General features: G+C 56.6%; 12 protein-coding genes. 9 read left to right on the top strand and 3 right to left on the bottom strand.

Annotated elements, in window-relative coordinates:
- Positions 1-17: 17 nt before the first annotated feature.
- The 5 genes from WG219_20245 to aguA all read left to right on the top strand — a co-directional run bounded on the left by WG219_20245 (position 18) and on the right by aguA (position 6,725).
- Entirely contained in the window at positions 18-2,333 is a 2,316-nt protein-coding gene (locus tag WG219_20245) for a Tex family protein (protein ID WXL25599.1), read from the top strand.
- A gap of 196 nt (positions 2,334-2,529) precedes the next feature.
- Positions 2,530-4,110 carry a glutamate--cysteine ligase gene (gene gshA, locus WG219_20250; protein ID WXL25600.1) on the top strand — a complete coding sequence of 527 codons (1,581 nt, stop codon included), beginning with the start codon at positions 2,530-2,532 and terminating at the stop codon, positions 4,108-4,110.
- A 133-nt stretch (positions 4,111-4,243) separates the two neighbouring features.
- Positions 4,244-4,447 carry a ribosome modulation factor gene (locus tag WG219_20255; GenBank protein WXL25601.1) on the top strand — a complete coding sequence of 68 codons (204 nt, stop codon included), beginning with the start codon at positions 4,244-4,246 and terminating at the stop codon, positions 4,445-4,447.
- A gap of 238 nt (positions 4,448-4,685) precedes the next feature.
- Positions 4,686-5,567, top strand: a complete 882-nt coding sequence (aguB, locus tag WG219_20260; protein ID WXL25602.1) for an N-carbamoylputrescine amidase — start codon at positions 4,686-4,688, stop codon at positions 5,565-5,567.
- A gap of 57 nt (positions 5,568-5,624) precedes the next feature.
- Positions 5,625-6,725: an agmatine deiminase gene (gene aguA, locus WG219_20265; protein WXL25603.1), complete on the top strand. Its 1,101-nt coding sequence runs from the start codon at positions 5,625-5,627 to the stop codon at positions 6,723-6,725.
- 48 nt (positions 6,726-6,773) lie between these two features.
- Here the strand turns inward: aguA and WG219_20270 are convergent, their stop codons facing one another.
- From WG219_20270 to desA, 3 genes are all read right to left on the bottom strand, one after another.
- Positions 6,774-7,763 (bottom strand): cytochrome-c peroxidase, encoded by a 990-nt coding sequence (locus WG219_20270; protein ID WXL25604.1) that lies wholly within the window; start codon positions 7,761-7,763, stop codon positions 6,774-6,776.
- 305 nt (positions 7,764-8,068) lie between these two features.
- Positions 8,069-9,796, bottom strand: a complete 1,728-nt coding sequence (gene sulP, locus WG219_20275) for a sulfate permease (GenBank protein ID WXL25605.1) — start codon at positions 9,794-9,796, stop codon at positions 8,069-8,071.
- A 136-nt stretch (positions 9,797-9,932) separates the two neighbouring features.
- Positions 9,933-11,120, bottom strand: coding sequence for a delta-9 fatty acid desaturase DesA (gene desA, locus WG219_20280; GenBank protein ID WXL25606.1), 1,188 nt, complete (start codon positions 11,118-11,120; stop codon positions 9,933-9,935).
- 172 nt (positions 11,121-11,292) lie between these two features.
- On the opposite strand from desA, the gene WG219_20285 reads away from it, so the two are divergent.
- From WG219_20285 to WG219_20300, 4 genes are read left to right on the top strand one after another with little or no spacing between them, the layout of a single operon-like run.
- Positions 11,293-13,572, top strand: a complete 2,280-nt coding sequence (locus WG219_20285; GenBank protein WXL25607.1) for an EAL domain-containing protein — start codon at positions 11,293-11,295, stop codon at positions 13,570-13,572.
- A gap of 40 nt (positions 13,573-13,612) precedes the next feature.
- A complete protein-coding gene (locus tag WG219_20290; GenBank protein WXL25608.1) occupies positions 13,613-18,094 on the top strand; it encodes a PAS domain S-box protein in 4,482 nt (1,493 codons plus the stop codon).
- Entirely contained in the window at positions 18,087-18,473 is a 387-nt protein-coding gene (locus tag WG219_20295; GenBank protein WXL25609.1) for a response regulator, read from the top strand. Before WG219_20290 ends, WG219_20295 begins: the two co-directional genes overlap by 8 nt.
- Positions 18,466-20,115, top strand: a complete 1,650-nt coding sequence (locus WG219_20300; protein WXL25610.1) for a diguanylate cyclase — start codon at positions 18,466-18,468, stop codon at positions 20,113-20,115. The genes WG219_20295 and WG219_20300 overlap by 8 nt, the downstream gene beginning before the upstream one ends.
- Positions 20,116-20,131: the final 16 nt, after the last annotated feature.

Raw genomic sequence — 20,131 nt, forward strand, 5'->3', positions numbered from 1 at the left:
TGTGGATAGCCGTACATATGGATAGCATCAACAACCGTATCGCCACTGAACTGGGCGTTCGCCCGCAGCAGGTTGCCGCCGCTGTAGCCCTGCTGGATGAAGGTTCGACCGTACCGTTCATCGCCCGCTATCGTAAAGAAGTCACCGGCAGCCTGGATGACACTCAGCTGCGTACCCTCGAAGAGCGCCTGCGCTACCTGCGTGAGCTGGACGAACGCCGCGCCAGCATCCTGGCCAGCATCGAGGAACAAGGCAAACTGACTCCCGAATTGGCCCGCGAAATCAACCTCGCAGACACCAAAACTCGTCTTGAAGACCTGTACCTGCCGTTCAAGCAAAAACGCCGCACCAAAGGCCAGATTGCTTTGGAAGCTGGCCTGGGTGAACTGGCAGACGCACTGTTTAATGATCCAAGCCTGACCCCGGAAAGTGAAGCCGAGCGCTTTATCGACGCCGAGAAAGGCTTTGCCGACATAAAAGCTGTGCTCGAAGGTGCCAAATACATCCTGATGGAGCGTTTTGCTGAAGACGCCAACTTGCTGGCTAGCCTTCGCAGCTTCATCAAGGACAACGCCACCCTCAGCGCCCGCGTCGTCGCAGGTAAAGAGGAAGAAGGGGCGAAATTCCGCGACTACTTCGAGCATGACGAAAAGCTCAAAGGTGCGCCGTCGCACCGTGCTTTGGCGATCTTCCGTGGCCGTAATGAAGGCATCCTCAGCGTCAGCCTGAAAGTCGGCGACGAACAGCCGGGCACCATGCACCCGTGTGAAGTGATGATTGGCGAGCGTTTCGGCATCAGCAACAAAGGCCGTGCAGCCGACAAATGGCTGGGCGAAGTGGTGCGCTGGACTTGGAAGGTCAAGCTCTACACTCACCTGGAAACCGACTTGCTGGGCGAACTGCGCGACGGTGCAGAAGACGAAGCCATCAGCGTATTTGCCCGTAACCTCAATGACCTGCTGCTGGCCGCCCCGGCTGGCCCGCGCGCAACACTGGCGCTAGACCCCGGCCTGCGTACCGGCTGCAAAATCGCCGTAGTCGATGCCACCGGCAAACTGCTCGAGACGACTGCTGTTTACCCGCACGCTCCGCGCAATGATTGGGATGGCACCATCAACACCCTGGCAAAACTGTGCGCCAAACATAACGTCGAGCTGATCGCCATCGGCAACGGCACTGCCAGCCGCGAAAGCGACAAGCTGGTGATCGAACTGATCAAAAAGTATCCACAGCTCAAGCTCACCAAAATCATGGTCAGCGAAGCCGGTGCATCGGTGTACTCAGCCTCCGAGCTGGCTGCCAAAGAATTCCCGGACCTGGACGTATCCCTGCGTAGCGCCGTCTCCATCGGTCGCCGCCTGCAAGACCCGTTGGCCGAACTGGTGAAAATCGACCCGAAATCCATTGGTGTCGGCCAGTATCAGCACGACGTGTCCCAGCTCAAGCTCGCCCGCTCGCTGGATGCCGTGGTTGAGGACTGCGTAAACGCCGTGGGCGTGGATGTGAACACTGCCTCCGCCGCCCTGCTCACCCGCATCTCCGGCCTTAACGCCACGCTGGCGCAGAATATCGTCAACTACCGCGATGCCAACGGCGCCTTCAACAGCCGTGCTGAACTGCTGAAAGTGCCGCGCCTGGGTGAGAAGACCTTTGAACAGGCCGCAGGCTTCCTGCGCATCATGAACGGCAGCAACCCGCTGGACGCCTCCGCCGTTCACCCGGAAACCTACCCACTGGTACAACGTATTGCCGCCGACACCGGCCGCGACATTCGCTCACTGATCGGCGACAGCAGCTTCCTCAAGCGCCTAGACCCGAAACAATTTACGGATGAGCAATTTGGTCTGGTCACCGTCAGCGACATCCTCAGCGAGCTAGAAAAACCAGGGCGCGACCCGCGTCCTGAGTTTAAGACTGCCGAGTTCCAGGAAGGCGTGGAAACCCTGAAAGACCTCAAACTGGGCATGATCCTTGAGGGCGTGGTCACCAACGTCACCAATTTCGGTGCGTTCGTGGATATTGGCGTGCACCAGGATGGTCTGGTACACATCTCCGCGCTGTCTGAAAAATTCATCAAAGACCCGCACGAAGCCGTCAAAGCCGGTGACGTGGTCAAGGTGAAGGTCATGGAAGTGGACATCCCGCGTAACCGTATCGCCCTGTCGATGCGCATGGGCGACACGCCGGGCGAGAAAACCGAAGGCCCGCGCACAGGCGGTAACCGCGGCGGCAATACCCCTCGCAGCGAGCGACACTCCCGCGAAGACAAACCGGCTCCGGCCACCGGCGGAATGGCGGCCCTGTTCGCCAATGCCAAACAGCTGAAGAAGTAAGCGGCGGCACTGGGCTGGTGTCTTCAGAGCACCAGCCCAGCTAGGCCACCCTCACACAGGGCGCCTGTTTCTACCGTTGATGATGCATTCGGATTGAAAACTGCATTAATCTGGTAGGAAGTTTCCTATTGGCCCTTGTAGAGCGCAGTCGTTACCCCCATATCCCGGCGACCGATGCGTGTTAAGGAATGCAAACTTGAGCGACTTGTTATCCCGCCGCCTGCACCAGCTTGGCGAGCGCGCCAACCTCACCCTGCTTTCCCAATGCCTGCACGGCATCGAACGCGAATGCCTGCGCGTTGACGGCAACGGCCAACTGGCACTGACGCCTCACCCGCAGCCACTGGGTTCAGCGCTGACCCATCCGCAGATCACTACGGACTATTCCGAATCGCTGCTGGAGTTCATCACCCCGGCAGAAGCGAATCCGGCAGACACCCTGTCAGACCTGGATCAGATCCACCGATTCGTCTACTCCAAACTGGATGGCGAACTGCTGTGGAGCCCGTCCATGCCCTGCGAGCTGCCAGACGAAGACACCATCCCTATCGCCCGCTATGGCAGCTCCCACATTGGCGAGCTGAAATATGTCTACCGCAAAGGCCTGGCCCTGCGTTACGGCAAAACCATGCAGTGTATTGCAGGCATCCACTACAACTTCTCCGTACCGGAGGCGCTGTGGTCCCTGCAACAACAGGCGGAAGGCAACACCCGCAATGCACGCGACTATCAGTCGTCGCGCTACATCGCCCTGATCCGCAATTTCCGCCGCTACAGCTGGCTGCTGATGTACCTGTTCGGTGCCTCGCCAGCCCTTCATAAAGGCTTTATGCGCGGTCGCCCTCACCAATTGCAGGAGCTGGATGCTGAAACCCTCTACCTGCCTTACGCCACAAGCCTGCGCATGAGCGACCTGGGCTATCAAAGCTCTGCCCAGAGCGGGCTGACCCCTTGCTACAACGATCTGGCCAGCTACACCGACAGCCTGCGTCAGGCCGTTGCCACGCCCTACCCGGAATACGTGGCCGCTGGCACGAAAAAAGACGGTGAATGGCAGCAGCTGAACACCAATATTCTGCAAATCGAAAACGAGTACTACTCAAGCATTCGTCCCAAGCGCGTCACTTACAGCGGCGAGCGGCCGATCCAGGCCCTGGTGGCCCGCGGAGTGCAATATGTTGAGGTACGCTGCCTGGACATTAACCCATTCCTGCCGCTGGGGATTGATCTGACCGAAGCCCGATTCCTCGATGCCTTCCTGCTCTACTGCGCATTCGAGGAAAGCCCGCTGCTGCAAAACGGCGAGTGCGGTCAGTGCAGCAGCAACTTCCTTAAAGTCGTCAAAGAAGGTCGTCGCCCAGGCCTGCATCTGCAACGCAACGGCGAGCAGGTCACTCTGCAAAGTTGGGCTGAAGAGCTATTGGAGAACATTCGCCCACTGGCAGAAGTTCTGGACCGCAGCAACGGCGATCACGCCCACATCGAAGCCCTGAATGCACAACTGGCAAAGGTCGCCGACAGCAGCCTGACACCCTCCGCACAAGTGCTGGCAGCCTTACAAAAGGGCCAAACGTTCACCGAGTTCGCCCTCAAGCAGAGCCAGTTGCATGCCGAGTACTTCCGCAACCAACCTCTGACTGCCGAGCAAGCTGCCCGTTTCGAGAGCAGCGTCAGCCAATCCATTCAGGAACAGGCTGAGCTGGAAGCAACCGAGCAGGGCGATTTCGACAACTTCGTTGCCGCCTATCAAGCCAGCATCCTGGCGCTCGCTGTCTGACTCCTGATGAGGGCCCGGCGGTTGTAAGCCGCCGGAGCCCCCTCACTAAGGGTTGGATTTTCAGTATCAATGGCAATTAATAGCGGCAAAAACAGTTTAATATAGGATTAACGTACCCCTAGAGATTGCCAACATGTCTTTTGATGAGCACTCACAGAAGTTGAGCCTGGAAAGCCTCGATAAAGCCTACCAACAAGGGTACATGGCCGGCCTCACAGGCCACGCCAAACAGCCGCGCAACGCGGAACTCCAAGCCGATGTTCTTCTGGCCGCTTGGGAAGCCGGTTGGGATGACGGCAACGAGCAGTTCGAACTGCACAAACGCTTCAGCGCCTAACTCCTCCCCCCTCGTACTGCCCACAGCGCCTGCGCTGTATTTCCTCTCGCCTCAAAATATCGATTTTTATTCGATAAATATCCAATATTTTTTCAAAAAATGGCATTAATACACTTTAAAAGCCGATTTTTATCGGATATAAATAGTCCATACGCTCACAGATGCCTGCGTGCAACCGCATGTTCACCGGACTCTGCTAGTGTGCCCCGACAACCCGACCGCTCCTGAGGTGCCAAACATGACCCGTAACGTTACTGTCGCCGCCACCCAAATGGCCTGTTCCTGGGATACCGCTGCGAATATCGCCAACGCCGAGAAACTGGTACGCCAGGCAGCGGCCAAAGGCGCCCAGATCATCCTGATTCAAGAGCTGTTCGAAACCCCGTACTTCTGCCAGAAGCCGAACCCGGACTACATGCAGCTGGCCACCCCGGTTGAAAGCAACCCGGCCATCCTGCACTTCCAGAAAATCGCTAAAGAGCTGCAAGTCGTTCTGCCGATCAGCTTCTTTGAGCTGGCTGGCCGTGCCCGCTTCAACAGCATCGCCATCATCGACGCGGACGGTACCAACCTCGGGATTTATCGGAAAAGCCACATCCCGGACGGCCCTGGCTACCACGAGAAGTACTACTTCAACCCGGGCGATACCGGCTTCAAAGTGTGGAACACCCGCTACGCGAAGATCGGCGTGGGCATCTGCTGGGATCAGTGGTTCCCGGAATGCGCCCGCAGCATGGCCCTGCTCGGTGCAGAAATCCTTTTCTACCCGACTGCCATCGGCAGCGAGCCACATGACCCGACTATCAGCTCCCGCGATCACTGGCAGCGCGTACAGCAAGGCCACGCCGGTGCCAACCTGATGCCGCTGGTGGCCAGCAACCGCATTGGTCGTGAAGACCAGGACGGCTACCACATCAACTTCTACGGTTCCTCTTTCATTGCCAACCAGTTCGGCGAGAAAGTCGAAGAGCTGAATGAGACCGAAGAAGGCATCCTCGTGCACAGCTTCGACCTCGATCAGCTGGAGCACATCCGCAGTGCCTGGGGCTCGTTCCGTGACCGTCGCCCGAACCTGTACGGCCCGGTACTGACCCTCGACGGCAAACTGGCCAGCGAATAATCCCGTTTATGGAAGGCTGCTTTAAGCAGCCTTCTCGCTTAATAGGCAGGAAAAACCATGACACTCAGCAGCACACCCCGCGCCGACGGTTTCCGCATGCCAGCGGAATGGGAACCCCACAGCCAAACCTGGATGGTCTGGCCTGAGCGCCCGGACAACTGGCGCAACGGCGGCAAGCCCGCACAGGCCGCTTTTACTGCCGTGGCCAAAGCCATCGCCGAATTCGAGCCAGTGACCATCTGTGCCTCGGCGGCCCAGTATGAAAACGCCCGCGCCCGCCTGGATCACGCCAACATCCGCGTGGTGGAAATCACCACCGACGACGCCTGGGTGCGCGACACCGGCCCGACTTTCGTCACCAACAACCAAGGCGAAGTACGCGGCGTGGATTGGGGCTTCAACGCCTGGGGCGGTTTTAACGGCGGCCTGTACTGGCCATGGCTGCGTGACGACCAAGTGGCACGCAAGATTCTCGAGATCGAGCACTGCAAACGCTATCGCACCGAAGGCTTCGTCCTCGAAGGCGGCTCGATTCACGTCGACGGCGAAGGCACCCTGATCACCACCGAAGAATGCCTGCTCAACGCCAACCGCAACCCGCACCTGTCCCGCGAAGAGATCGAAGCAGTCCTGCGCGATCACCTGAGCATCGACACTGTGATCTGGCTGCCGGAGGGCCTGTACAACGACGAAACCGACGGCCATGTGGATAACTTCTGCTGCTACGTGCGCCCCGGTGAAGTTCTGCTGGCCTGGACTGATGATCAGAACGACCCGAACTACCCACGCTGCCAAGCCGCCATGCAGGTGCTTGAAACCGTGCGTGACGCAAAAGGCCGCAAACTGGTCGTACACAAAATGCCAATCCCCGGCCCGCTCCACGCCACCGCAGAAGAATGCGCAGGCGTTGATATGGTCGACGGCACACAAGAGCGCGATCCGTCGATCCGCCTGGCGGGGTCCTACGTCAACTTCCTGATCGTCAACGGCGGCATCATCGCCCCTTGCTTCGACGACCCGAAAGACGAAGAAGCCCGCGCCATCCTCGAGCGCATCTTCCCCGAGCACCGCGTGGTCATGGTGCCGGGACGGGAGATTCTGTTGGGCGGTGGCAATATCCACTGCATTACCCAGCAGCAACCTGCACCGCAGAAGTGATAAACAAAACGCCCGGCAAATGCCGGGCGTTTTTTATTGCGCTACCGATTACTCGAAAGGCTTCGGAATCGGAGTGCTGGCAGTGGACGGCGGCAGGATCGGCAGGGCGAAGCTTGGCTGATCACCGGTCAGGGTTTTCAGGAAAGCGGTGATTTTGCCGATTTCGTCGTCGCTCAGCTTACGGCCCAGTTGCAGGCGTGCCATGACGTCAACCGAGTCTTCCAGCTTCCAGTACGCGCCGTCGTGGAAGTAGGGGTAGGTCAGCTCAACGTTACGCAGGGTCGGCACTTTGAACTTGAAGCGGTCAGCGTCTTTGCCGGTCAGGCCAGCAACACCTTCAGCCGGGTTCTCGGTTTTGTACGGCTCAACCAGACCCATTTTCTGGAAGGAGTTGCCGCCCAGTGCCGGACCATTGTGGCAAGCCACGCAGCCGATGGATTTGAACAGGTCGTAACCTTCCTGCTCAGTCTTGGTGATGGCGTTCTTGTCGCCTTTGAGCCATTTGTCGAAGCGGGAGTTTGGCGTGACCAGGGTCTTTTCAAACTCGGCGATGGCGTCGGTTACTGCATCAAGGGTGATCTCATCAACCTTGTAGACCTTTTTAAAGGACTCGCGGTATTGCGGAATAGAACGCAGTACGTCGATGGCCAGGATGTGGGTGAAAGCCATCTCTTTCGGGTTGGCGATCGGGCCTGCGGCCTGCTCTTTCAGGTCAGCCGCACGACCATCCCAGAACTGCGCCAGGTTGAGGCTGGAGTTCAGTACGGTTGGCGAGTTGATCGGACCTTCCTGCCAGTTGTGACCAATAGAGGTCGGCAGGTTGTCACTGCCGCCCATGGACAGGTTGTGGCAGGAGTTACAGGAAATGAAGCCCGAACGGGACAGGCGCGGATCAAAGAACAGCTGCTTGCCGAGTTCCACTTTGGCCGGGTCAGTGATTTCAGCAGGTGCAATTGGCTGGACTGGCTCGCTGGCGGGAACAGCGGCCCAAGCTCCGGCACTCAGGCACAAACCGGCCATCAGGCTCAGGGTGCGCATAGGTATCTCCTCAGTTGTTGTATTGGCTTGCGTAACTATCTTAACCCGACCATGAAGGCCGATAGCCATCACCGCATTGACCCATATCAACACTTGCCACTGAGTTTTACCGATGGCGTGAGACGCGCGATTTAGACGGGCTAGCGTCAAATCTCCACAACGCGCGCAGGGCCTTGCCTACAGACTGATTCAGTCGCCAACCTCTGAATATTTCATGACAAACAATCTTACAAAATTACTCACCGCGTAATGGCCCGCCAATAGCTGAATCGCCTTGAAAGCCATTGCCACGCGCCCGAATCCCATCAGCCGTAGTGATGGTGGATTGCCGATTCGGCGAACAACGGGTCAAGGGTGCACAGTGCCTTGTACTGGCTGACAAATACTTGGCCGCCAAAGTTTTGTAAAAAGTCTGAGCGCTGCAGACGATCCATCACCGGCCCCTTCACTTCCGCCAGGTGCAGTTGGATACCCGCACTGAGCAGCCGCCCGCTGATGGCGTCCAGTGCATCTACAGCACTGGCATCAATCTGGTTAACACCAGAACACATTAAAACCAGATGGCGGATCTGAGGCCGGGTTGAAACCAGCGCCCCAATACGCTCCTCAAGGTAACGGGCATTGGGAAAATAGAGGCTTTCATCCACCCGAACCGACAGCACCGTTGAGCTCTCGACCACCTCGTAACGCTCAACGTTTCTGAAGTGTTCGGTACCGGGCACCTGCCCCACAACGGCCATGTGTGGTCGGCTGGTGCGCCACAGAAACAGCACCAGCGAGAGCCCAACACCCAATAGAATCCCGGTTTCCATGCCATGCAGCAGCACACCGAGAATGGTCGCTAACTGCGCAGCGCCTTCCTGCCGAGAATAGCGCCAGGTCCGGCGCAAACTTGCGATATCGATCAGGCCTACGACCGACACCACGATGGTCACCGCCAGCACGGCCTGCGGCAGATGTTCCAGCATGGGTGCTAATCCCAACACGGCGGCCAACATCAAGGCTGCGGCAAACGCGCCCACCAGTGGGGTCGCCACGTTTTGCTGCAACGCCAGTCCCGAGCGGGAGAAGCTGGCCGCCACCGGCATGCCCCCACTAAAGGCCGAGGCGATGTTGGCTGCACCCTGCCCGACCACTTCCAGATCAGGATCAATCGATTGCCGTTTGCGCATAGCCAAGCTCTGGGCAATCGAGATGGACTCAACAAACCCGACTAAGGCGATCAGGACCGCCGCCGGCAGCAATTCACGCAGCAGTCCTGGGTCAAGGCTAGGCAAGCTGAAGCCCGGCAAGCCTGTCACAACTTGCCCCACAACCACGACACCCTGTTGCTCCAGTTTCAAAAAAGCCCCAAAGCCCATTGCCAGCATCATCAAAATCAAAGCGGCAAATTGGCGGACACGCTGAACCAGCGATTTTTTAAGCCCGAACCACTGCAAATTCCGCAGTACCAGCAACAGACCAAGGCTGACAGCCGAGAGCACCAGGGTGGGCAGGTGGATCTCTGGCAGTTGCCGATACAACGCAGGAAGCACGTCGAGCAGGGTCAGACCGCTGACAGACACGCCCAGCAGGTACTTAAACTGGCTGGCCGCAATGAGTATTGCCGCGCCGCTGACAAAACCCGAGATCACCGGATGGCTAAGGAAGTTGGCGATAAAGCCCAAGCGCAGTATGCCCATGGCCAGCAACAGAATACCCACCATAAGGGTCAAGCTGGTTGCAGCCACCAGATATGCGGCAGTGCCGGGCTCTGCGAGAGGAGCTAACGCAGCAGCCGTCATCAGTGAGAGCACGGCTACCGGCCCAAACGACAAAGCCACCCCTGGACTGCCGCCAATCAAGGCATACACCAGCAGGGGCAGCATGCTTGCGTAAAATCCAGTCACAGCAGGCAGGCCAGCCAGTTGCGCATACGCCAGCGCCTGCGGCACCAGCATCAGACACACCAGCACGGCGGCCAGCATGTCTCGCCCAGCTTGGTCGCGGTCATACCCGCGCAAGGTCGTCAGCAACGGCCATTTGGCAAACATTCAGCAAATCCCGGCTTACAGGTGAATATCTGTTACATCTTGGCCTGTGCCGCGGGCAGCTTCAATCTATGCGGCCATTCTCAGGCCATAAAAACAAAGCCCGCCATAAGGCGGGCTTGCTCGATAACTCACCGCATTAAACTGCAGCAGTAGGACGCAGCGAGTAGGTTTTGAGCTGCTCAGCAAACTCTTTAAGGGAGTGAATGCCGCTGGCCTCTGCATCGCTGACCCAATGCTTGATGGCTTCAAGCATGTCGTGGCCATTGGCACTGGTCTTGGCCCAGATTTGCTGCAACGCCAAACGCTTTTCGTAGATGACCTTAAGCGCCTGGCTCTGCTCCAGAATGCGCTGGATGCGAGCATGGTGGCCTTCGTGCAACAGGCTTGGCTCACGGGACAGTAAGCGCTTGGCTCGGTGGAAGTGATGACGCACAGACGCATCAGCCTTAGCCAGCTCTTGCTTAACCAATGGCGCAATCACCAACTTGCGGTACTGAGCCATGATCTGGAAGCGGTTATTGAGGATGGCCATCGCAGTGTCCATATCCAAGTGACGCTTACCTTCAACACGGTGCGCGATCGGCGCAACCCGCTGTACCTTGGCCAAACCGAAGAAACTGAACAGTTTGATCCAGAACCAGCCCATGTCGAACTCCCATTTGCGCACAGAGAGCTTGGCGGAGTTCGGATAGGTGTGATGATTGTTGTGCAGTTCTTCACCGCCAATCAGGATGCCCCACGGCACCAGATTGGTCGCTGCATCACGGCACTCAAAATTGCGGTAGCCGACAGCGTGGCCAAGGCCATTGATGACACCAGCAGCCCAGACTGGAATCCACATCATCTGGATCGCCCAAACGGTGATGCCCAGTGCACCAAACAGCAGCAGATCAATCACTGCCATCAGCGTTACGCCTGCGATTGGGAAACGCGAATAAACATTACGCTCGACCCAGTCATCCGGGCAGTTCTTGCCATAGATGCGCAGGGTGTCCTCGTTTTTCGCCTCTTCGCGGTACAGCTCTGCGCCTTTACGCAGCACTGTGCTCAGACCTTTAACCACCGGGCTGTGCGGGTCATCGACCGTTTCACATTTGGCGTGGTGCTTACGGTGGACGGCGGTCCACTCACGGGTGTTCTGGGCGGTGGTCAGCCACAGCCAGAAACGGAAGAAATGCTTAAGTGCGGGGTGAAGTTCCAGCGCACGATGCGCTGAATAGCGGTGCAGATACACCGTTACACTGACGATGGTGATGTGTGTCATCACCAAAGTGACAACCACCAGTTGCCAGATCGACAGGTAAAGTAAACCGTTATGCCACATGGAGGAGAAGCCTCATTACATAGGAGGATATGCCAGCTTTTTGCGCGCATACCGTTTAACATTATCCAATAGCAATAACAAAAAATCAGTAACCGGCACACATTTAGGTGATGTTATGCATCACAATCTCTATACTTTGCCACCATATTTATAAAACCAAAGATCACCATCCATGAACTTATCGTTCAGTGCCTGGCGTCTGATCCTGAGCTACATCGTGATCGCCAGTAGTTGGGTGTTTTTTAGCGACGGACTGCTTTCAGCTCTGCAGCTCTCACCGGCAGAAACCGAGTTGGCCCAACGTCTGAAGGGTCATGGGTTTGTACTGGTCACAGCATTGCTGCTGTACATCGTATTACGTGCTCACCAACGCCAATATTGCATAGCGGGAGAAGCTGTCAAACGCAGTGAGAAGCGTTTGCTCCAAGCATTAGAAGCAGCAAAAGATGCAATGTGGGACTGGGATATGTCCAGCGACAAGGTGTATTGCTCACCTAGCCTGGCGGCCATGCTCGGACTTTCTCACATACCGCCGGAAACGCCGCCAAACTTCTGGCTGGATCGTCTGCACCCGGATGAAAAAGCCACTTTTGAACGAAACTTTCGAGAGCGCCTGCAAACGCGGGACACGCAACCGTACGAATACAGTCACAGGATGCTGCACACCGATGGCAGCTACCGTCTGATCCATTTCCGCGGACGCTTGATTCTGGATAACAACCAGCAGCCAGAACACCTGACAGGTACAGCCAGCGACATCACCCAACGTCGCCAGGATGAAGAAGACCTTCGTACCGCTGCCGCCGTCTATAACGTCACCCAAGAGGGTGTATTGGTTACGGGTGCAGATAAGTTAATCGTTCACTGCAACCCTGCCTTCGTCCGCATCACCGGTTACACCCTCGACGAAATCGTCGGTAAATCGCCGGGCCTGCTCAAATCTGGGCGCCATGACCGCACGTTCTACAGCAACATCTGGAAGTGTGTGGCAGAGCATGGCACCTGGAGTGGCGAAATCTGGAACCGCCGTAAAAGTGGCGAGATTTATCCTCAATGGCAGAGCATTCGCGCAATCCGCGATCCTCATGGCGAGATCACCCACTACGTTGCAGTGTTCTCTGACATCAGCGCCCTCAAACGCTCACAGCGTGAATTGGACTATCTGGCCCACCATGACCCGCTGAGCAACCTGCCCAATCGCCTGCTGTTTACCGAACGTGTCGAGCACGCCCTGGATCGCGCGGTGTCAGAACAACTTCGCGGTGCGGTACTGCTGATTGACCTTGATCACTTCAAGCACATCAACGAAAGCCTGGACCATACCACTGGCGACCTGCTGCTCAGAGCCGTGGGCGAACGCCTGAGCCAAAACCTGAATGACCGCATGACCCTTGCCAGACTGGGAGGGGATGAGTTCGGCGTGCTCTACGAAAACTGCAACAACACCGAACAAGCGGCTGTCATGGCCCAGCATCTATTGAACTGCCTGAAGCAGCCCTTTGAGATAAACGGCCATGAGCTGTTCATCACCGCCAGCCTCGGCATCGGCCTGTACCCCGATGACGTCAGTGATGCCAGCCAAATCCTGCGTAATGCTGACTCTGCCTTGTTCAAAGCCAAAAACGCCGGCCGTGAAAACTATGCTTTTTACACGCAAGAGCTGACTGAACTAGCGCGCCAGCGTGTAGAAATAGCCAGTGCCTTGCGCCATGCCATTGATCACAACGAACTGCGTGTTTTCTACCAACCGCTGCTGTGCTTGAGCACTCGGAAGATGATTGGCGTGGAAGCACTTGTTCGCTGGCAACACCCGGTTCGCGGGCTGGTTCCACCGGGAGAGTTCATTCCGGTAGCCGAAGAGATCGGCCTCATCGCCGCGATTGATGATTGGGTTCTGGTTCAGAGCTGTCAGCAAATGGTCGCCTGGCAGGAGTCAGGTTATACCCTTGATTTTATTGCAGTGAACATTTCAAGCCGACTGTTCACTCGGGGCGGACTGGATCAGCGGGTTGCTCAGGTACTTAAAGAGACGGGCCTCAACCCAGCTCACCTCGAGCTGGAGGTCACCGAAAGCGCGATCATGATCAACCCCAATGCGGCACAGGTACAGCTGCAGACCCTGCGCGACCTTGGACTGCGCCTGGCCATCGACGACTTCGGTACTGGCTACAGCTCTCTGGCTCGCCTCAAACGCCTGCCCGTGCACAAACTAAAGCTGGATCAGAGCTTTGTTGCCGGCCTGCCTAAGGATCATGACGACGTAGCCATCGCCCGCGCCGTCATTGCCTTGGGCCACAGTATGGGGCTCAATGTGCTGGCTGAAGGCGTCGAGAATGAAGACCAAGTGGATATGTTGATTCGCCTCGGCTGCGACCATGCCCAAGGCTACTACTTCGCACGTCCACAACCGGCAGAACAGTTGAGCTGCGCACCAACAAAACCCAGCGAATAACCGCCATGCACACGCACCTACCCGTTCAGGCCCATCACTCATGAGTGCGGGCAGCAAACCTCGCACCATATACTGGATTACTGGTCTAGGAAGCCTAGGCCTTGCAATCCTGTTCACGGTGCTGGGTGCGATTGCCCTGAACGAACGCGACAACCTTTGGCACCTGCAACTTGAACGCCAGCACCAGTTACACACTGCGGCTCTGCGCAGCGACCAACAAGAACTGCAACAGAAGGCCAAGCTGTTGGCCGAAACGCTCGCGTCGGATACACAGGTTGTAGAGCTGGTTAATCAAGCCCATGCGTTACAGCTTTCCAAGAAAGGCGACAGTCAAAACCTGAGCGCCATACGCCAGCAGCTCTACAGTCGTCTGGCGCCGCGCTGGCGCAAACTCCAAGAAACCCAGCCCTTCAGCCTGTTTTTACACCTAGCTCCCAGCTCCGAAGTTCTGCTGCGTGTGCACGAACCCAAGTGGTTTGGCGATTACCCCATCGCACAGCGCACCATGCTTCAAGAGGTTTTGAACAAGTCGGTTCCCAGCAGCGGGCTGGCCGTTTCCCCCAACGGATTAAGCATCAGGGCATTAGTACCCTTGCATGTCGACGACGGCGATGCACTTTCGACTGTGGGCGCGCTGGAAGTCAGCATCGACATGTTGCCGGGCCTTAACATGTTGAATACGGACTCGGACCAAGGGATCGCTTTGCTCTATAAGCAAAGTACGCTAAAGGCCTATGACAGCGGGGAAACCTTACGTGGGCTGGGCACTGACAATGACTACTGGAACCTTGAAGGCTTCGAACAACCGCAAATTCAGCACTGGCACAAGGAACGCCTACTTCCGGGCCCCGACGCCGGGACAACCTACAGCGTACTTCAGGAAAGTAAACGTACCTACTTGCTCAACCAGCTTCCCCTGAAGGACCACCGCATCTCTGTCTCTGATCAAGACAACAATGTCGTAGCACTGATTTGGCGCGATATCACCACGCTCAATGACCAGCACACAACGGGCCTGCACCGGGTCATCGCCAAGTGGCTGTTCGCTTGGGCGGCGACAGAACTGTTACTGATTCTGCTGTTGCTGGCCACCCGCAACAGTACGCGTACGCTGATGCGCACACATAACGACGAACTGCGCGTCAAGCATCAGCAGAGTGAAGAAGCTCGCCATTTGCTGGCCATCATGGCACAGGCTCAGGCTGCCTATATCAGCGCTGAAAACCAGAAAGAAGCCTTTACGGCCTTGTTGCAGAGCATTCTCCAGTTCACTGATAGCCAGTTTGGATTGATCGGAGAAATTCTCCACGACGAACGTGGCGCCCCCTTTATGCGCACGTTCGCCATCAACCTCAGCAGTTGGCAGGATGCCGTCCCGCCAGAATATAAGCAGGCCGCTGAGCAGGGTCTGGAATTCCGCAACCAATACAGCCTGTTTGGGCAGGTCATCCGCAATGGTTTGCCCTTAATCACCAATGCCCCGGAGAAACACCCTCACCGCTCTGGCGTGCCAGATGGCCATCCGCCGCTGAAGAGCTTTGCCGGATTGCCGATTCATACCAACGGAGAACTGGTCGGCATGCTGGCCTTAGCCAACCGTTCATGCGGTTATCCGGTCGACTTTGCAGAACGCCTGAAACCGTTGCTAGCGACCCTCGGACAGCTGCTGGATGCCTTGCGCAGAGACCAACAACGTGAGCAGGCACAGCTGCGATTACAGCGCCAGCAAGCAGCCCTACGGGTTCTCAATGAAGTGGCTGCATTGCCGAAAATGAACAGCCACCAGTCACTAGGGCAAGCCCTTGAGCTGGCCGCAACCTTCTATGGCATGCCTACCGGCCTTATTACTCAGATGACAGCTGACCAGCTGACCATCCTCGCCCAAACGTGCAACGACCAAAGTCTCTACGAAGGCCAAGTACTCCCGCTGTGTGACACTTACTGCAGTATGGTCGTGCAGCATGAGGACGTACTGAGCATCACTCACATGGGTAAAAGCCCATACGCGCACCATCCGGCCTATCCACTACAGGGTTTTGAAAGCTTTATAGGCACCAATCTCTGGGTTGCCGGAAAACAGTTCGGCACCTTGTGTTTTGCCGCGCACGCTCCGCGTGCCGTTGTTTTTGATGAGATCGACGAAGAGTTCCTTCGACTGTTCGGGCGCTGGGTCAGTGCAACACTGGAACGTCAGCTGCATGAAGAACAAACCCGCGAAGCACGTCTGTTCCTGCAAACCGTACTGGACTCTTCCACCGGCACCAGCATCATCACCACAGACGTAAATGGCCTGATTACCCTGTTCAATTCAGGCGCTGAACGCTTACTGGGCTATCGCAGTGCAGAAGTCATCGGCAAACACACACCGCTGCTGTTCCACCTGCCGCAAGAAATCAGCACACGTGCGACCCTGCTCAGCAGCCAATACAACAGAGAAGTTTCCGGTTTCCAGGTATTCAGCCTGACACCCACCGGCAGTGAGCCCGAAACCCGACAATGGACATACGTGCGCAAGAATGGCGAGCAACGCATCGTCAACCTGACCGTTAGCGTCATGCATGACAGCACCGGCAAAGTCAGCGGTTACTTGGGTATTGCCAGTGACATCAACAAACTGCACCAAACTACGCTGGCACTGCAAAAAAGTGAAAACCGTTTCAGAGGGTTGGTCTCCAACCTCCCTGGAGCCGTGTACCGCTGCCGCAATGATGAGTTCTGGACAATGAGCTATCTGAGCGAAGAGATTGCCGCTATCAGTGGGTTCCCTGCGGCTGACTTCATCCATAACCGCAAACGCAGCTTCGCCGAGACTGTCCACCCTGATGACCGTGAACTAACACTCAGTGCAAAGCTGGCATTAGAACGCGAAGAGTCCTTTGAGCTGACCTATCGCATTACTCATGCTGATGGGCATGACGTGTGGGTCCGTGAGAAGGGCCGCGGCGAATACAACAGCCGAGGTGAACTGTTGTGGATCTCAGGTTTCATCTGGGATATCAGTGACCAAAAAATGGTCGAGGACCAGCTCAAGATCAGCCAGCAGCGCTTCAGCACTGCCTTTAACACCGCGCCACAAGGCATGGCGTTGGGGACTCTGGACGGAAATTGGCTGGAGGTGAACGATGCGCTGTGTAACATGCTCGGTTACAGCCGTGAGTACCTGCTCAGTACCAACTTCCAAAGCGTCACCCACCCTGACGACCTAAACACCGACTTGCAGGACATTGACGACCTGCTCAACGATCGCGTCGACACGATCCAGCACGAGAAGCGCTATATCGACAGCCAGGGCCGCATCATCTGGGTGCTGGTCAGCGCTTCACTTGTCCGCGACTCCAGCAACCAGCCGCTGTATTTCGTGGCACAGATCCAGGATTTCAGCGAGCGTATTGCCGCTGAAATGGCCATTCGTGAACGGGAAGACTACTTGCGCACATTGCTCGATAACGTGCTGGACGCAATTATTACCTTCGATAAACAGGGTTACATTGAAAGCTTCAACCACGCCGCTGAACGCATCTTTGGTTACACACACCTAGAGGTCTCCGGGCACCGCATCACGATGCTAATAGCGGACTCTGAGCGCACCTTAAAGCCACGTTATCTCAATCTGTATCTACATAAAGGCATCAGGCAGATTCTCGGCAAAGAGATCGAGCTGACGGCACTACGTAGCAATGGCGAAACCTTCCCTGTAGAACTGGCGATCTCACAAGTCAGCCACCAAGGTTCACGCCGCTTCATTGCGGTGATTCGCGACATCGAAGAACGCAAACGCATTGAGCGCATGAAGAACGAATTCGTTTCTACCGTTAGTCACGAACTTCGTACGCCGCTAACCGCCATTAGCGGCTCACTGGGGCTGATCTTGGGTGGTGCATTGGGTAACGTGCCACAGCAGATGCAGCAAATGCTGCAAATCGCTCATGAGAATAGTCAGCGTCTGAATCTGCTGATCAATGACCTGCTGGATATGGAAAAACTTGTCGCAGGAAAAATGGAGTTCAAGCTACAGCCCCACCGGTTGTGGTCATTGCTGGAACAGGCCGTGGAACACAACCAACCCTATGCTCAGGCCTTGCAGGTAAGGATTAACTTGTTGCCTCCCGTCAGTGAAACGCAGGTCATGGCCGATAAACTGCGACTGGGACAAGTCATGGCCAACCTGCTGTCCAATGCGGCCAAATTTTCCCCTCGACAACACGTCGTCGAAGTGAGTGCAGAGCAGCGAGGCAATCGGGTGCGGATCAGCGTTCGCGACCATGGCGAGGGCATTCCGGAAAAATTCCGGGCGCGTATATTCAGCAAATTCTCTCAAGCGGATGCCACCGATACACGCGCCAAAGGCGGTACAGGTCTGGGGCTGGCCATTTGTAAAGAGATCATCGAGCGCATGGGCGGAGAAATCGGCTTCGAATCCACACTTGGTCAAGGCACCACGTTCTGGTTTGAACTGACTATTTATAAACCGGAGCAAGTGGTTGCGGGTAATACCTCTCCAGAGGGACTCAACCATGCCTGAGCTAAATCGCATCCTCCATGTTGAAGACGACCCTTCCATCCAGGCTATCGCCCGCCTGGCGTTAGAGGCTGTGGGTGGATTTGAGGTTCTGACCTGCTCCAACGGCCAGCAAGCCCTTGAGCAACTTCCAGCGTTTGCGCCTGACTTCATTCTGCTCGACGTCATGATGCCGGGCATGGATGGGCCGCAAACGCTGTCGCACATCACCCAAATGCTGGACATCAATAAAGTCCCGGTAGCCTTCATGACCGCCAAGGTTCAGCCTGCAGAAGTAGCGCACTACCGCAGCTTAGGTGCTCGCGACGTCATTATTAAACCGTTCGACCCTATGCAGTTGGCTGCACAAGTACGACAAATCTGGAGTCAGAGCCATGAGTAACTCCCCCGCCACAGAGGTGGATCTGCAACAGCGCCTGCAACAGCTCAACGACAGTTTTGCCCGGCGCGTGGCACAAGAGTTACCCGCTATTGGCAACTTAGGCGAGCGCTTGCTGCACTGCAATGACCCCAAGCAGCAATACGAATACCTGCTGAGTGTTCGCGACCAGCTGCATAAACTCGCTGGCAGCGCCGGTACCTTTGGTTTTATCACCTTGGGCGAACATGCCCGCGAGCTCGAGAAGAAGGCTGACCGCTGGCTGCAATCCTTACGCACTGACGGCAACACGTTGCACGAATTCAGCCTTAGTCTGATTGAAATGACCTCCAGGCAATACAAGCCCGAGGGCAACCAGAGTATTGTCAGCCAGGCCAACAAAACGCCACGGGACACCAGTGCACGGCGCATCTACATCCTCGAAGACCAGCGTGAAATCGGCGAAAGCATGTGCCTTACGCTCAATAGCTTCGGTTATCAGGCCAAGCACTTCTTCACCATCGACAAATTAGATGAAGCGCTGAATGAACAACCGCCAGACGCCCTGATCGTCGATATCAACCTGCCCAACGAACCCATCACAGGCCTGCAATATGCAGCCACGCTCCAACAACGCCAGGATGAACCCCTGCCGCTGCTGGTGATTACCACGCAGGATGACTTCGCCACGCACTTGGCCGCGGTACGGGTCGGTGCCATGGGCTTTTTCCGCAAGCCGGTGGATATTCCGCAGCTGGAGAACCGCCTAGAACGTTGCTTCTCGCAACAGCAGGGTGAGCCTTACCGGGTTTTGATCATTGATGATGACCGCGAACTGGCCTCACGCTACAGCCTGATTCTCCGTGACGCCAACATGCGTGTGGAAATGCTCCATGAGCCCGAGCAGATTTTCGCCACCATGAGCAGCTTCAACCCCGAGGTCATCCTCCTCGACGTCAGCATGCCGGGCTGTACTGGGCCCGAGCTGGCGCAAATCATCCGCCTGGATGATGACTGGTTGCGGGTGCCAATCGTTTACCTCTCAGCCGAAACTGACATCAGTCGCCAAATGAATGCCCTGATCAAAGCGGGAGATGATTTCCTCAGCAAGCCGATCTCAGATAACGCCTTGGTTGCCGCCGTATTCTCCCGCGCACAGCGAGCCCGCTTACTCAGTAACGCCCTGTCCCGCGACAGCCTGACCGGTTTGCTTAAGCACGCGGATATCAAAGAGCAAGTCGCCCTGGAGCAAGAACGCGCCCACCGCTCAGGCAAACCCGCCAGTGTGGCCATGCTCGATATCGACTTCTTCAAGAAGGTCAACGATACCTATGGCCATGCAGCGGGCGATAACGTCATCCGTGCGTTGGCCAACCTCCTTCGCCAGCGTCTGCGCCGTATCGACAGCCTCGGCCGTTACGGTGGAGAAGAGTTTCTGGTGGTTCTGCCTGATTGCAATGCTGAGCAGGCACGGCTGGTTATTGACGAGATCCGACAACGCTTTGCCGAGCTACAGTTCACCGCCGCCGAGCAGCATTTTTCAGTCACCCTCAGCGCCGGTATTTGCTCAACTGAACAAGGTGTGGCCGAGCCCAGCGAACTACTAGACCGCGCCGATAAAGCCCTTTATCAAGCCAAAAACAGCGGCAGGAATAGAGTCTGCTGAACACTTAGCCTTGCCT

Source organism: Pseudomonas mendocina (genome assembly GCA_037482215.1).
In the GTDB taxonomy this organism is placed as follows: domain Bacteria; phylum Pseudomonadota; class Gammaproteobacteria; order Pseudomonadales; family Pseudomonadaceae; genus Aquipseudomonas; species Aquipseudomonas mendocina_E.